11 protein-coding genes are annotated in these 11,976 nt (G+C 67.3%); all 11 read right to left on the reverse strand.

Going from position 1 to position 11,976, the window contains the following annotated elements; all coding sequences use genetic code 11:
- Positions 1–25 precede the first annotated feature (25 nt).
- The 11 genes from OX459_RS08795 to mshL are packed head-to-tail and all read right to left on the reverse strand — an operon-like array spanning position 26 to position 11,908.
- The gene (locus OX459_RS08795) at positions 26–748 is read right to left on the reverse strand and encodes a hypothetical protein (RefSeq protein WP_289904657.1); all 723 of its coding nucleotides are present in this window, start codon (positions 746–748) and stop codon (positions 26–28) included.
- Positions 748–1,521: an ABC transporter permease subunit gene (locus OX459_RS08800; RefSeq protein WP_289904658.1), complete on the reverse strand. Its 774-nt coding sequence runs from the start codon at positions 1,519–1,521 to the stop codon at positions 748–750. The genes OX459_RS08795 and OX459_RS08800 overlap by 1 nt, the downstream gene beginning before the upstream one ends.
- Positions 1,521–2,237 (reverse strand): type II secretion system protein, encoded by a 717-nt coding sequence (locus OX459_RS08805; RefSeq protein ID WP_289904659.1) that lies wholly within the window; start codon positions 2,235–2,237, stop codon positions 1,521–1,523. Before OX459_RS08805 ends, OX459_RS08800 begins: the two co-directional genes overlap by 1 nt.
- Positions 2,234–2,992: a hypothetical protein gene (locus tag OX459_RS08810; RefSeq protein ID WP_289904662.1), complete on the reverse strand. Its 759-nt coding sequence runs from the start codon at positions 2,990–2,992 to the stop codon at positions 2,234–2,236. The genes OX459_RS08805 and OX459_RS08810 overlap by 4 nt, the downstream gene beginning before the upstream one ends.
- Positions 2,989–3,396 (reverse strand): hypothetical protein, encoded by a 408-nt coding sequence (locus tag OX459_RS08815; RefSeq protein ID WP_289904663.1) that lies wholly within the window; start codon positions 3,394–3,396, stop codon positions 2,989–2,991. The genes OX459_RS08810 and OX459_RS08815 overlap by 4 nt, the downstream gene beginning before the upstream one ends.
- Positions 3,393–4,064, reverse strand: a complete 672-nt coding sequence (locus OX459_RS08820) for a hypothetical protein (protein WP_289904664.1) — start codon at positions 4,062–4,064, stop codon at positions 3,393–3,395. The genes OX459_RS08815 and OX459_RS08820 overlap by 4 nt, the downstream gene beginning before the upstream one ends.
- Positions 4,061–5,614 (reverse strand): hypothetical protein, encoded by a 1,554-nt coding sequence (locus tag OX459_RS08825; protein ID WP_289904665.1) that lies wholly within the window; start codon positions 5,612–5,614, stop codon positions 4,061–4,063. Before OX459_RS08825 ends, OX459_RS08820 begins: the two co-directional genes overlap by 4 nt.
- Before the next feature lie 7 nt (positions 5,615–5,621).
- Entirely contained in the window at positions 5,622–6,827 is a 1,206-nt protein-coding gene (locus tag OX459_RS08830) for a type II secretion system F family protein (RefSeq protein WP_251348303.1), read from the reverse strand.
- Complete coding sequence (locus OX459_RS08835; protein WP_289904666.1) at positions 6,827–8,530, reverse strand: ATPase, T2SS/T4P/T4SS family; 1,704 nt, start codon at positions 8,528–8,530, stop codon at positions 6,827–6,829. The genes OX459_RS08830 and OX459_RS08835 overlap by 1 nt, the downstream gene beginning before the upstream one ends.
- Before the next feature lie 7 nt (positions 8,531–8,537).
- The gene (locus OX459_RS08840) at positions 8,538–9,953 is read right to left on the reverse strand and encodes a tetratricopeptide repeat protein (RefSeq protein ID WP_289904667.1); all 1,416 of its coding nucleotides are present in this window, start codon (positions 9,951–9,953) and stop codon (positions 8,538–8,540) included.
- Positions 9,950–11,908, reverse strand: a complete 1,959-nt coding sequence (gene mshL / locus OX459_RS08845; RefSeq protein WP_289904668.1) for a pilus (MSHA type) biogenesis protein MshL — start codon at positions 11,906–11,908, stop codon at positions 9,950–9,952. Before mshL ends, OX459_RS08840 begins: the two co-directional genes overlap by 4 nt.
- Positions 11,909–11,976 lie beyond the last annotated feature (68 nt).

Consider the following 11,976-nt stretch of genomic DNA (forward strand, 5'->3'; position numbering starts at 1 on the left):
TTGATGCCGGGCGCGCAGGGCAGGGTCATGGCGTGGCCTTTGCTTTCTTCTTGGCAAGTTCGTCGAGCCGGCGCGCGAGGAAGGCCAGCTCGTGCGGATCGCTGATCTGGCCGCTGGCGAGCAGGCCGCCGATCACCAGGCGGGCGCTGTCGAGCTGGTCCATGTCTTCCAGGATGAACGCTTCCATCTCGCGCACCCAGGATGGCACTTGCGGCCCCGTCGCCAGCCGCCGCAGTTCACGCGCATACGACAGGGCCAGCGGCAGGTCGTGCAGCTGGTGCTTCGCCACCAGCGCCGCCTGCGCCATGGCGGGCCAGCGGCGCTGCGGGTCGGCCGCGAAGCTGGCGGCGACAAAGGCCAGCATGCGCCGCACGCGCAGCGGGTCGGCCACGCCCGCGTACACTTCGCTGGCGGCCACCAGCGCATACTGGCTGCGCGGATCGAGCGTTTGCGCCGTTTCCAGCCAGCCGGCCAGGCGGTCATAGTCGAGCTGGCGCCACGGCAGGCTGACGCCGGCCTGGTCTTCGAACGACTGCAGGTACAGCAGCATGGCTTTCGACATGGCCAGCGGCTCGCCCAGGCTGGCCAGGCGCGCCACGCCAGCCGGCGGCGCGGCGGGCAGGGGCCGCGCCTGCGCCGGCGCTTGCTGCTGCGCCAGGCGCCAGCCCAGCTGCAGCAGCAGGCATGCCGCCAGCAGCCAGCACAGGGGGCGCGGCACGCTGCTCCAGGGGCGCTGGGCGGCGGCCATCAGATGTTCCTGCGGTAAAAGTCGCACAGCGCGCAGCTGGCCAGCAAGGCCACGTAGATGCCGGTTTGCGCCGCCACATTGGCCAGGGCTGGCCAGTCGCCGGTGGCGTACAGCAGCCATTCCGTGCGCGCAAAGGCGTCCAGGCGGGGCAGCAGCAGGGCCAGCACGTCGATGGCGCCGGCCGTGGCCCGCTGCACCAGCGAGTCGCCCGCTTGCGGGCCGTGCGCCAGCAGTTGCAGGCTGCCCAGCATGCGCGCCAGCACGTAGAAACCGCTGGTGGCGGCCAGCGCCGGCAGGGCCTGCTGCAGGCTGGCCGCGCACAGCAGGCTGAAGGCGGTGACGATCCACAATTCGCCCAGCAGCGACAGCGCCCACAGCGCGCTTTGCGCGGGCGCGGCGAACAGCGCCATCAGCAGGCCGAACAGCACGGCGGGCACGGCTGCCAGGGCCCCGTAGCCCAGCAGTTTGCCCAGCAGGTAGGCGGCGCGCGGCATGGGCAGCGCCAGCAGCAGTTCCAGGCCCCGGTCGGCCGCTTCGCGCGCCATGCTGGTGATGATGAAGGTGGCGAGCAGGAAGACGCCGGCCAGGCGCAAGGCGGCCGCCAGCAACGCCGCCTGCACGGCGCCGCTTTCCGTCAGCGCCAGTTGCTGCAGGAAGCCGGCCAGGGCGGCGGCGCCGCAGGCGGCCAGCAGGAACAGCCACGGCAGGCGGCTGCGCAGCGCTTCGAGCAAGGTGTAGCGGGCGATGGTGGCGGCGGGCGAGAGCATGGACATCAGCGGGGCAGCCTTTGCGCGGCCACCATGCGGTTGAACAGGATGTTTGGCGACAGCCAGGCGACGATATCGTCGAACTCGCCGCCGGGCTGCTGCGGGCCGCTGGCGGCGCGGCTGATGACGGTGGTGGCGTTCGAGGCATTGTTGCGCTCGTCGACATTGTTGCCGAAAGGCACAGCCTGGCGCTGGCCCTGCACGCCCGTGGCGCCGAAACCGTTCTTGCCGTGCGACATGATCATGGCGGGGATGTCGTTCAAGGCCGTCGCCTGCAGCAGCGCGCCGCCATTGCGCGTGACGATGCTGATGTCGCGCGGCGTCGACAGGCTGAAAAGCTGGCCGCTGTCGCTGAAGGCCGGCGTCACGCTGTAGCGGAACAGATTGTTCCAGCTGTCGCCCTGGCGCAGCCCCAGGGTGGCCCAGGGCAGGAAACCGGCGCGCTTTTCGCCCGTGCAGCGGGTGCCGCGCCGGTCTTCCAGGCCGCTCATGGCGGAGATGGCGGGACAGGGCAGGTAGCCGTAGCGCAGCGCGTAGCCCGTCAGCGCTTCCTTCGCTTCATTCAGCGCCTGTTGCGTCTCGGCCACCTTGCGCTGTTCCAGTTGCACCGTCAAGGGCGTGACCAGGCCGCCTATCATCAGGCCCACGATGACGAGCACGATGGCGATCTCGATCAGGGAAAAGCCGCCCTGGCGGCGCGATGGATGCAGGAGGGGGCTCATGGCAGGTTGCGCGCGGCGCGCATGCGTTGGTACAGGGTGGGCAAGGTAATCCAGGTGAGCATGTCGTCGAAGGCGCCGCCGGGCAGCGCGGCATTGTCGGTGGCGGGGCGGGCGATGAAACTGCGGCTGGCGCGGTCGTTGGCGGCTTCGTCGACATTGCCGCGTGCCGTATTGATCTGCGTCACGCCGCTGGCGGCCGTGCCGTAGTGATTCTTGCCTTGCGAGAACAGCACGACGGGCAGGCATTCGACGCTGACGTCGCACAGTGCCTGGCCCGCGACGAAGGCGAATTCGCCGCGCGCGTCGCGCTCGAGCACGACCCGGTTGGCGACGGCGGAAAACGAGACGATGGGCGCGCGCGCCATTTCCGGCGTGACGCTGTAGCGCAGCAGCTTGCCCCAGGCGTCGCTGCCCGCCACGCCCAGCGCCACCCACGGCAGGAAGCCGCTGCAGGCGGCATCGTCGGCGCAGTCGGCGGCACGTTCGCGCCCGTCGAGGGCGGAGGCGGCCGGACGGGGCAGGCGGCCATTGACCGCCGCAAAGCCCAGCAAGGCTTCGCGCGCCTGCGCCAGGGTGTCCAGCGTGCGCTGCTGGCGTTCGGCCTCGCCCGTCTTGCGGCCAAAGGCGCTGATCAGGAGGCTGGCCGCGCCCAGGCCCAGCACGGCCACCAGCAGCAACAGGGCGGCGCCCCGCTGGCGACGAGGTTGCCAACGAGCTTGCCGATGAGGTTGACAATGAGCTTGCCGTAGCGTCATGGCGGTGTCTCCTGCACTTCGGTGACCGTGCCGCTGGCCGGGTCGTAGCGCTGGCCAGGTTTCAGCAGCACCGCCTGGCCATTCGACAGGCGCAGGGTCAGGGTGCCGGGCTTGTCGCGGGCAAGGCGGTTGTGCGGCTCGTTCTGCGCTTCCTGGTTCAGCCAGACGGTGGAGCGGCCGCTGCTGCGCTGCACCACGCCATTCAATTCCACGGGCGGCGCAGGCGGCGGCGGTGGCGGTGGCGTGGGGGCAGCCAGGGCGGGATCGGGTGGCGGCGGCCCGTAGCGCTGCGCATCGAGCTGGGCGCGCTGCTGGGGCGACAGGAACAAACGTCCCAGCTGCTGTGCCTGCGCCGTGAGTGCGGCGCCGGCCAGCAGCGCGCACAGGATGCGGGCGGACTTCATGGCCGCCCCTGCACGGGCACGCTGTTGACGGTCAGCCACAGCAGTTCGCATTCGGCGCCCAGGGTCGGCACCGCCTCGCCGCCGGCCGCGCCGTGGCGCTTGAGCGTGCAATCCTGCACTGCGAAATAGCCGGCCTGGCGCAAATCGTCAAACAGGTTCAGCAAGTCCATCTCGTGCAGCAAATCCATCTGCAGGCGCATGCGGCTGCCGCGCAGGTGATATTGCCCCATCACCATGGGCAATGGCACGGGCAGCGCTTGCTGCGGGCTGATGTCATAGCTGATCGGCAGCAATTTGCGCTGTTCCTGGCTGCGGCGGATGGCGTCGATCCAGGCCAGGCGGTTTTCTTCGCCGATCAGGCCGCGCTGGCGCAGGGCCAAAAATTGCGGTTCGTAGGCGCGGATTTCCTGCTTTTCCGCTTCCGCGTGGTTGAACAGGGTGGCCGCCGCCGCGCGCGTGTGCTGGGCCAGGTACAACTGTTGCGCTTCGCGCATGCGATAGGCGGCGGTTAGGCTCAGCAGCAGCAGGCTGGCCAGCAAGGTCAGCGCAAAGCACAGCAGGGCGGCGCGCACCAGGTGCAGTTCGCCAAGCCAGGCGGGCAGGGTGCGCATGGGCGTGCCTGCCCGCTGCATGCCGGGCAGGGGCGGCTGCTTCACGGGGCCGCTCATGGCTGCCACTCCAGCAAGAGGGTAAAGCGGGCCTGGCTGTCCTGCGCCGGCGCGGCGCTCTTGCCGGACAGGGCCGCGCTGGGACGCAGGTCGAGCGGCGTTTCCTCGATCGTCACCTGCATGCGCGGCTGGCGCGCCAGCGTTTGCGCGAAGGCCGTGATGGCGGCCAGGGCGGCGCGGTAGTCATTGTTCGGCATGGCCACGTCCGCTTCCAGGCGCAGCGCCTGCGGCGGCGCGACAGGGATGCCGGCCAGGGCGCTGCGGGGCGGCGCAGTCTGCGGCGGCGGCTGGCCGGCGGCCGCGCGCGCGGGCGCCTGGCCCGCGTGCCAGTGCAGCTGGCCCAGCGCGACCTGCGGCGCCTGGTCCAGCGCGGCGCTCAGCATGCCCAGCAGGCGACCCGGCTCCGGCGCCTGGCTGGCGATCATCTGGCCCAGGGTGACGGCCACTTTCATGTTCTGCGTCTTGGCCGGCGCCGGCGGCTGGGTCGACATGACGCTGCGGTAGCGTTCCTGGTAGGACGCCGTTTCCTGCGCCAGCCGCTGCGTGCTGGCCCCGTCGGCGATGCCGCCAAGCAAATTGATCACGCACCACAGGGCGGCCGACGCACCGATCAGGGCGCTGGCGCCGTACAGCGTCTTGCGCGCGCGCTGGAAGTGGTAATAGCGGGCCAGCGCGCCGGGCGGATAGTGGCTGGACGGCGGATGCTTGCCCAGCAAGGTCAGCAGCAATTCGTCGGCCAGCGCCGGCGTCTGGCGCAAGCCCACCCGTTCGCCGGCCAGCTGCAGGTCGATGAAGTGGTAAGCCACTTCGACGCCGTTGTCGCACAGCAGCTCGAGCTTGGCGATCTGCGCGGCCGGCGCCAGGATGACGGTATTCAGGACGTCGCCGCGCGCCAGCATGCGCGTACTGGTGAGAAATTGCCGTGTCTTTTCCGTTTCCAGCGCGATATTCACGGCCACGCCGTCGAGCGCGATGGTCGCCGTCTGGCGCGAAAAGCGCAGCTGCCCCTTTTCATAGTAACTTTGCCGCAAGCCGCCCGATTGCTGCGTCACCAGCAGCAAGTGTTCATGCGCGATCGACAGCTTTTTGACCAGCGCGATACTGAGCAGGCTGGTCGAATAGATGCCGGCCACGGGCACGCGCAAGTGTTCGAGCGCCTCCGTCCACGGTTGCAGCAAGGTGGGATTGGTGAGGGCGAAAAACAGTACCTGGTCGTCGTGGCGGCCCGTGCTTTCGCGCCCCAGCAGGGTGCTGCCCCGGTAGGGCGTGTCGCGGTGTAATTGCTGCTTGCGCCGCTCCAGCAGGGCGCGGCCCGCCTTGCCGCGCACGTGGGGCACGAGCTGATGCTGGAAATCTTCCTCGATCAAGTCCGTCAGCAGGTAGGCGGGCACGTCGAGCCTGCGCTCCTGCGGGTCTTCCAGCCACGCGGCGAAGCCGTCCAGCCCGGCCGCGCTGGCGGGGAAGGCCTGGCCGGGGCCCAGCACGCCGTGGTTCCAGTCGTAGGCGCACAGGGCGTCGCTGGTGAGGTAGAGTAATTGTTTGCGGAACACGGCGGCCTCAGGTTTTGATGGTGCTGATGGTGTCGTAGATCGGCCCCAGCACCGACAGCATGATCCAGCCCAGCAGCAAGCCCAGGATGACCGTCATGGCCGGTTCGATCATGGCTTGCACTTTCTCAATCAACTCCTTCACTTCGCGGTTGTAAAAGTAACTGACATTGCGCAAGGCCGTGTCCAGCGAACCCGTGGACTCGCCCACCTTCAGCATGCGGATCACCAGCGGCGGGAAGATGCCCGTGTGCTGGAAGGCGGCGGTGACGCCGTAACCTTCGCTGATCAGCTGCGCGGCGCGGCGCAGGCCGGCCGCCACCACCTGGTTGCCGGCGATGCCTTCGGACAGGCGGATGCATTCGAGGATGGTGATGCCGGAGGCATACATCAGGGCAAAAAACGTGGCGAAGCGGGCCAGGATGATCTTGTGCAGCACGGGACCGACCAGCCACAACCGCAGTTTCAAGCCATCCCAGGCGTAGCGGGCCGCCCCGCTGCGGCGGATGAGCGCGCGCAGCCCGAAAAACAGCAGCACGGGCAGGGCCAGCAGCAGATACCAGTAATCGATGAAGACATTCGACACGGCAATGAGCACGCGCGTGTGCAGCGGCAGCTCGCCGCCCATGTTGCGGATGAACGCCGTCAGCTGGGGCACCAGGTAAATCATCAGGAAAAACGTCACGGCCGCCACGACGATGGCGACGACGACGGGGTACATGACGATCTTGCGCGTCTGCGAAGCCAGCTCATCTTGCCATTTCAGGCTTTCCGACAGGTTCTTGAAGACGTCGGCGATCCGGCCGCTCTGTTCTCCCGCCAGTATCAGGCTGGTGAACGTGGCGTCGAAGATGTCGCCATGCTGGGCCAGCGCGCCCGAGAGGGGCAGGCCGCCCTCGATGCTTTCGATCAGATCCGTGACGACTTCGCGCAGGCGCGGGTGGTCCGTGCTTTCGCGCAAGTCGTTCAAGCCTTCCAGGATGGGCACGCCCGCGCCCGTCAACTGTTCCATGTGGAAACAGAAATTGATCAGGTCGCGGCGGTGGATGATGCGCTTGCCCAGCAGTACCAGGTACTGGCCCGTGATCTTGCAGTCGATCAAGTCGAGCTGCATGCGGTGCAGGCGCGCTTCCAGGTCCGGCACGTTGGCCGCCTCCATGCTGCCGGGAATCAGGGCGCCGGCCGCATCCATTGCGCGGTAGACATATTGCGCCATCAGGCCAGCCTTTCCGTCAGGTCGACCACGCGGCCCACTTCTTCCAGGGTGGTGACGCCTTCCAGCACGCGGCGCATGCCGTCGTCGACGATGCCCTTGAAGCCGGCCGCGCGCGCCGCGGCCTTGAGCTCGCGCAAACTGGCGCGGCGGGCCGTCAATTCATCGAGTTCGGCCGTCATCTTGAGGATTTCCATGATGGCCAGGCGGCCCTTGTAGCCCTGGTGCGCGCAGCGTTCGCAGCCGGCGGCGCGGCAGATGCTGACGGCGGGCGCTTCGGACGCAAGGCCCAGCAGGCGGCGCTCGATGGCATCGGCGATGACGGTTTCCTTGCAATGCGGACACAAACGGCGCACCAGGCGCTGCGCCACGATGCCGATGATGTTGCCGGCCATGATGTCGGGCAAGATGCCGATGTCGAGCAGGCGCGCCACGGACCCGATGGCCGAGCTCGTATGCAGGGTGGAATACACCTGGTGGCCCGTCATGGCGGCGGCAAACGCCATTTCCGCCGTTTCGCGGTCGCGGATCTCGCCCACGAGGATGATGTCGGGGTCTTGCCGCATCATCGAGCGGATGCCGTCGGCAAAGCCCAGCTTGACGGATTCGTTGACGGAGGTCTGGCGTATCATGCTCATCGGATACTCGACCGGGTCCTCCAGTGTCATGATGTTGACGCTTTCCGTATTGATATGGTTGAGTATCGAATACAGGGTGGTGGTCTTGCCGCTGCCCGTCGGGCCCGTCACGAGGATCACGCCGTCGGGGCGCGCGATCATGAGTTTCAACAAGTTCAATTCCGCCTCGGCCAGGCCCAGGGCGTCCAGCGGCACGATGCCCTTTTGCCGGTCCAGCACGCGCAGCACGACGTTTTCGCCATGCGTGGTGGGCTGCGCCGACGCGCGGAAGTCGATTTGCCGCCCGGAAAACTTGATGCTGATGCGCCCATCCTGCGGCGCGCGCGCCTCGGCGATATTCATGTTCGACATCACCTTCAGGCGCACGGCCATGGCCGGCCAGTACGATTTGTGCAGGCTGCGGATTTGCCGCAGGATGCCGTCGATGCGGTAGCGGATGCGCAGGAACGACTGTTCCGGCTCGAAATGGATGTCCGAGGCGCCGTTCTGCACGGCGTCGGCCAGCAGCGCATCGATCAGGCGCACCATGGGCTGGCTGTATTCGTCCGACGGCGAGGCCATGCTTTGATAGCTGACTTCGCCCGTCTCGATTTCGTGCAGGATGCCGTCGATCGACAGTTCGAAGCCATAGTACTGGTCGATGGCGCGCGAAATGTCCGATTCGTTGACGAGCACGGTGGAAATCGTGATGCCCTTGACCAGCATGGCGCTGATTTGATCGAGCGCAACGATGTTGCTCGTGTCGGCCATGGCCAGGATCAGGTTATCCGCCTGCCGCTCGTAGACGATGGGAAAGACGCGGTAGCGCTTGGCCACGTCCTTCGGTATCAGCTTTAATGCGATGGCGTCGACCACCAGGCTGGACAGGTCCGCGCTGACCTGTTTCAGGTTTTCGCTGAGCGCTTCGCGCACGGTGGCTTCCGTGACAAAACCCAGGGTGATCAGCAGCTTGCCCAGCGGTTCGCTGCTGCGCCGCTGCTCGATCAGGGCGATGCGCAGCTGGTCTTCGCTGATCACGCCTTTCTGGATCAGCAGCTTGCCGAGGGGAAGTTTTGCCTGTTCTGCCATGTGATGCTTATTCCTGACGGGGGGTGATGACGGCCGGCTCGGCCGGGGCCGCAGGGGCCGCCAGTTCGCGCAAGCGCGTTTGCACGACGGCCTGGTCGAAGGCGGCGGGCGTCGTTTGCGCCAGGGTCAAGGCGCGCTGGTAATACGTGGCGGCCAGCCGGGGCTGGTTCAGCCGGTCCAGGCCCACGGCCAGGTTGAAGGCATAGTCGGGGTTGCCGGGCGCGGCGCCGTAGGCGCGGAAAAATTGCTGCTGCGCTTCGTTCCAGCGGCGCTGCTTGGCGTACACATTGCCCAGTGCAAACAGTACGGGGGCGCTGTCGGGGTTGCGCGCCAGGATGGCTTTCAATTTTGCCTCGCTCTGCGCCACGTCGCCCTGGCGCAGCCCGATCAGGCCGGCCAGCGCCTCGCCATCGTCGGGATTGATTTCCAGCAAACGCACGTACAGGGCCGCCGCCTGCGCACCCTGGTTTTCGCGCAGGGCCACGGCCGCCAGGCCCAGCAGCGCGTCGCGGTTGGTGGCATCCTGCCGCAGCACCGTTTCATATTGCTGACGAGCAAGACCCAACTGGCCCCCGTTGAAGGCTTGATAGGCTTGCTGCACGTCGGGGTTGATTTGCGGCGCGGCCACGCTGCGCTGCACCTGGATCTGGCTGTTGTCGGGCGCGGCCACCGGTGGCAGGCTGGGCGCTGCGGGCGGCGCCATGTGCGCCAGCTGCGCCGCTACGGCGGCCTGGGCCGCCGCCTGTATCATCGCTTGCTGGTCCTGTGCTGACTCTGGCTGGCGCGCGTCGCGCGGGTTGTCGGGCGGCAGCGCCGCGGGCGTCATGGCGTCCGGCGGCGCGGCACCCGTCGCCGGCACCACCACGACGGGGCCTGCAACGCCGGCCGTGCCTGGGGCATCCGTCAGCGGCATGGGCACGCCGGGCAAGTTGGCGCCCGCGCCGGGGCTGGTGCTGGCGCGCCAGTACCAGTACGCCATGGAACCGACCACCAGCAGCAGGATCGCCAGCAGCACGGCCAGGCGCACGGTGACCGGGTCGACGCTGATGGGGCCCGTGGGGCCTTTCGGCGGCGGATTGCTGCGGCTGGCGCGTGGCCGGGCGGGCGGCGCTTCCGGACGGGCGCGCGGCGGCTCGGGGGGCGGGCCTGACTGCGCGCCTTGCTGCGACCCTGGCTGTGGCTCCGGCTGGGCGCCGCTGGACGCGGGCTGCGGCGCAGGCGCGTCCGCCAGCGGTTCCAGGCGCAAGGTGCTTGCCGGCTGCACGGGCGCTGGCGTTGGTGCGGGACGGGGCGGCAGGGCGTCGGCCGGCGCCAGTTCCAGCACCTGGTCGTAGGCTTCGGACGGCTTTTCCAGTTCTTCGTCGGAAAGGCTGTTCTGCTTGGCGCGCTCGGCTTTCTTGAGCGCCTGCATCAGCAAGCTCATGGGAAGTCTCCCTGCAAGCGCGCCTGCGGCCGGACGGGCGCCGCTGGCGGGCCATCCGTGTAGGGCTGGGTGTTGAGCGGCGCCTGGCCGGGCAGCAGGTAGCGGTAATCGCGGTAATCGCCCTCGACGCTGGCATCCTTGACGACGACGGGGCGCATGAAGATAACCAGCTCCGTCTTGCTGCTTGCCTCATTGCGGTAGGTAAACAGATTGCCCACCAAGGGCAGGCTGGACAGGCCCGGCACGCCATCCTTGGCATTGTCGATGGAGTCTTGCATCAGGCCGCCCATCACGGCGATCTGGCCATTGCCCACTTTCATGATCGATTCCAGCTCGCGCGCCTGGATCACGGGCACGCGGCTTTGCACGTTGGCCGTGGCCAGGGCCGGATTCGGGTCTTGCACGTAGCCGACGATGCGCGTGATGGTGGGGCGCACGTTGAGGGTCACTTCATCGCTGTCGGAAATCTGCGGCGTGACGCTCATGACGAAGCCGACGGGCACCGTTTCCAGCTTCGATTCATAGGTGGCCGGCGTGGTGATGGTGCCCGTCGAGCTGATCACGGCGGGCGTCACCTTGATGGTAAAGAAGACATTGTTGTCGACCACCTTCAGCATGGCCGTCTGGTTGTTCAGCACGCTGATCTTCGGACTGGACAGCACTTTCACCTTGCCGAACGATTCGAGCAGCTGGATGGTGGTGGAAAAGCTGTCCTTCAGATAATTGAGCAGGAAGATGCCGGGCGTGGCGTTCGGCGTGACGCCGCTGGACAGGCCCGCCGTGCCCACTTGGCCCTGGCGCAATTGCAGGCTGCCCGTCAGGCGCGACCAGTTGATGCCTTGCTGGTATTCATTGCTCAGGCGCACTTCGATGATGGTCGCCTCGATCAGCACTTGCCGCTTGGCACTGTGCAATACCGCGTCGAGGAATTCGGCGATCTTTTCATGCTGGCGCCCCGTGGCGCGCACGGCGATCAGGCCGCCCTCGACGTTGACGACGACGGACGAGGGGCTGCCCTTGTTGGCCAGTTTGAGCAGCGGCATGCCGTTCGCGTCCAGCGGCTGGCCGGGAGCCGCGTTCTGGCCGGGCGCCTGCTGTCCCGGCGCATTCTGGCTCCCGTTCGGGTTGCCATACTGCATCGGCGGCTGGGCGCCGTACTGGCCCGCCGCACCGGCGGCAGGGTAGGTGCCGGCCTGGTTCTGCTGCTGGCCTTGCTGTCCCTGCTGGCCTGGCATGCTCGTCAATTGCTGGTTCAGCTGCGCCAGCGGGTCCACCTGCACGTCGTTGAGCGTGGTCTCGCGCAGCAGGTCGCGGATATTCTTTTCCAGGCTGTACCAGAAATTATTTTCCGAACGATTCACGACGAGGGTGGTCGAATTGTTATTGCCGTTGCCGCCGCTGCCTTGCGTGCTGCCCACGGGGTTGCTGGCGTTGTTCGACCCGCCGCCCGCCGTGGAGATTTGCGTGGCGATATTCACGCTGCTGTTGGTGCTGCGCGCCATGTTGACGTAATCGACCTTGTAAGTGCGCCAGACGGGTGCGTCGGGCAGCACCGTCAGGTTCTTGCCATCGATTTCGTAGCGCATATCGACTTGCTTGCCGATACGCGCCAGCAATTGCGGCAGGGTCTGGTTCAGCGCATTCAGGGTGACGCTGCCTTCGATCTGCGGGTGGATGTCGATATTCATGCCCGCGTCGCGCGCCAGCGCAAACAGCAGCGATTGCACGGGCACCTTGTGTACGGTGACGCTGTAGGTTTCCACCTTGGGCGCGGGCAGGGGCGCGGCCAGCGCGCTGCTTTGCTGCACCGGTTCGGGAATGACGCCGGCGGCGACGGGCGCGGCATTGAGGTGGGCCGGCGACAGCGGCGTTTGATGCGTGGCGCAGCCGGCCAGCATGGTGCTGCAGGCGAGGGCGACCCATGAGGTCAGCACAGGAATAGGGTGTTGAGTCATGAAAAGTTCGCCCTTGAAGTCGTGTTGTGCTTTTGTAATTTTACCCAGCATGATCGCTTAAAAGCAAT

This window comes from Janthinobacterium sp. SUN026 (genome assembly GCF_030397625.1).
Classification (GTDB): domain Bacteria; phylum Pseudomonadota; class Gammaproteobacteria; order Burkholderiales; family Burkholderiaceae_D; genus Janthinobacterium; species Janthinobacterium kumbetense.

Bases quoted from the DNA above. Each gene is read 5' to 3' on its own strand.
- OX459_RS08815 (WP_289904663.1), bottom strand. From the start codon at position 3,396: ATGAAGTCCGCCCGCATCCTGTGCGCGCTGCTGGCCGGCGCCGCACTC.
- OX459_RS08800 (WP_289904658.1), bottom strand. From the start codon at position 1,521: ATGTCCATGCTCTCGCCCGCCGCCACCATCGCCCGCTACACCTTGCTC.
- OX459_RS08835 (WP_289904666.1), bottom strand. From the start codon at position 8,530: ATGGCAGAACAGGCAAAACTTCCCCTCGGCAAGCTGCTGATCCAGAAA.
- OX459_RS08805 (WP_289904659.1), bottom strand. From the start codon at position 2,237: ATGAGCCCCCTCCTGCATCCATCGCGCCGCCAGGGCGGCTTTTCCCTG.
- OX459_RS08820 (WP_289904664.1), bottom strand. From the start codon at position 4,064: ATGAGCGGCCCCGTGAAGCAGCCGCCCCTGCCCGGCATGCAGCGGGCA.
- OX459_RS08840 (WP_289904667.1), bottom strand. From the start codon at position 9,953: ATGAGCTTGCTGATGCAGGCGCTCAAGAAAGCCGAGCGCGCCAAGCAG.
- OX459_RS08795 (WP_289904657.1), bottom strand. From the start codon at position 748: ATGGCCGCCGCCCAGCGCCCCTGGAGCAGCGTGCCGCGCCCCCTGTGC.
- OX459_RS08810 (WP_289904662.1), bottom strand. From the start codon at position 2,992: ATGACGCTACGGCAAGCTCATTGTCAACCTCATCGGCAAGCTCGTTGG.
- mshL (WP_289904668.1), bottom strand. From the start codon at position 11,908: ATGACTCAACACCCTATTCCTGTGCTGACCTCATGGGTCGCCCTCGCC.
- OX459_RS08830 (WP_251348303.1), bottom strand. From the start codon at position 6,827: ATGGCGCAATATGTCTACCGCGCAATGGATGCGGCCGGCGCCCTGATT.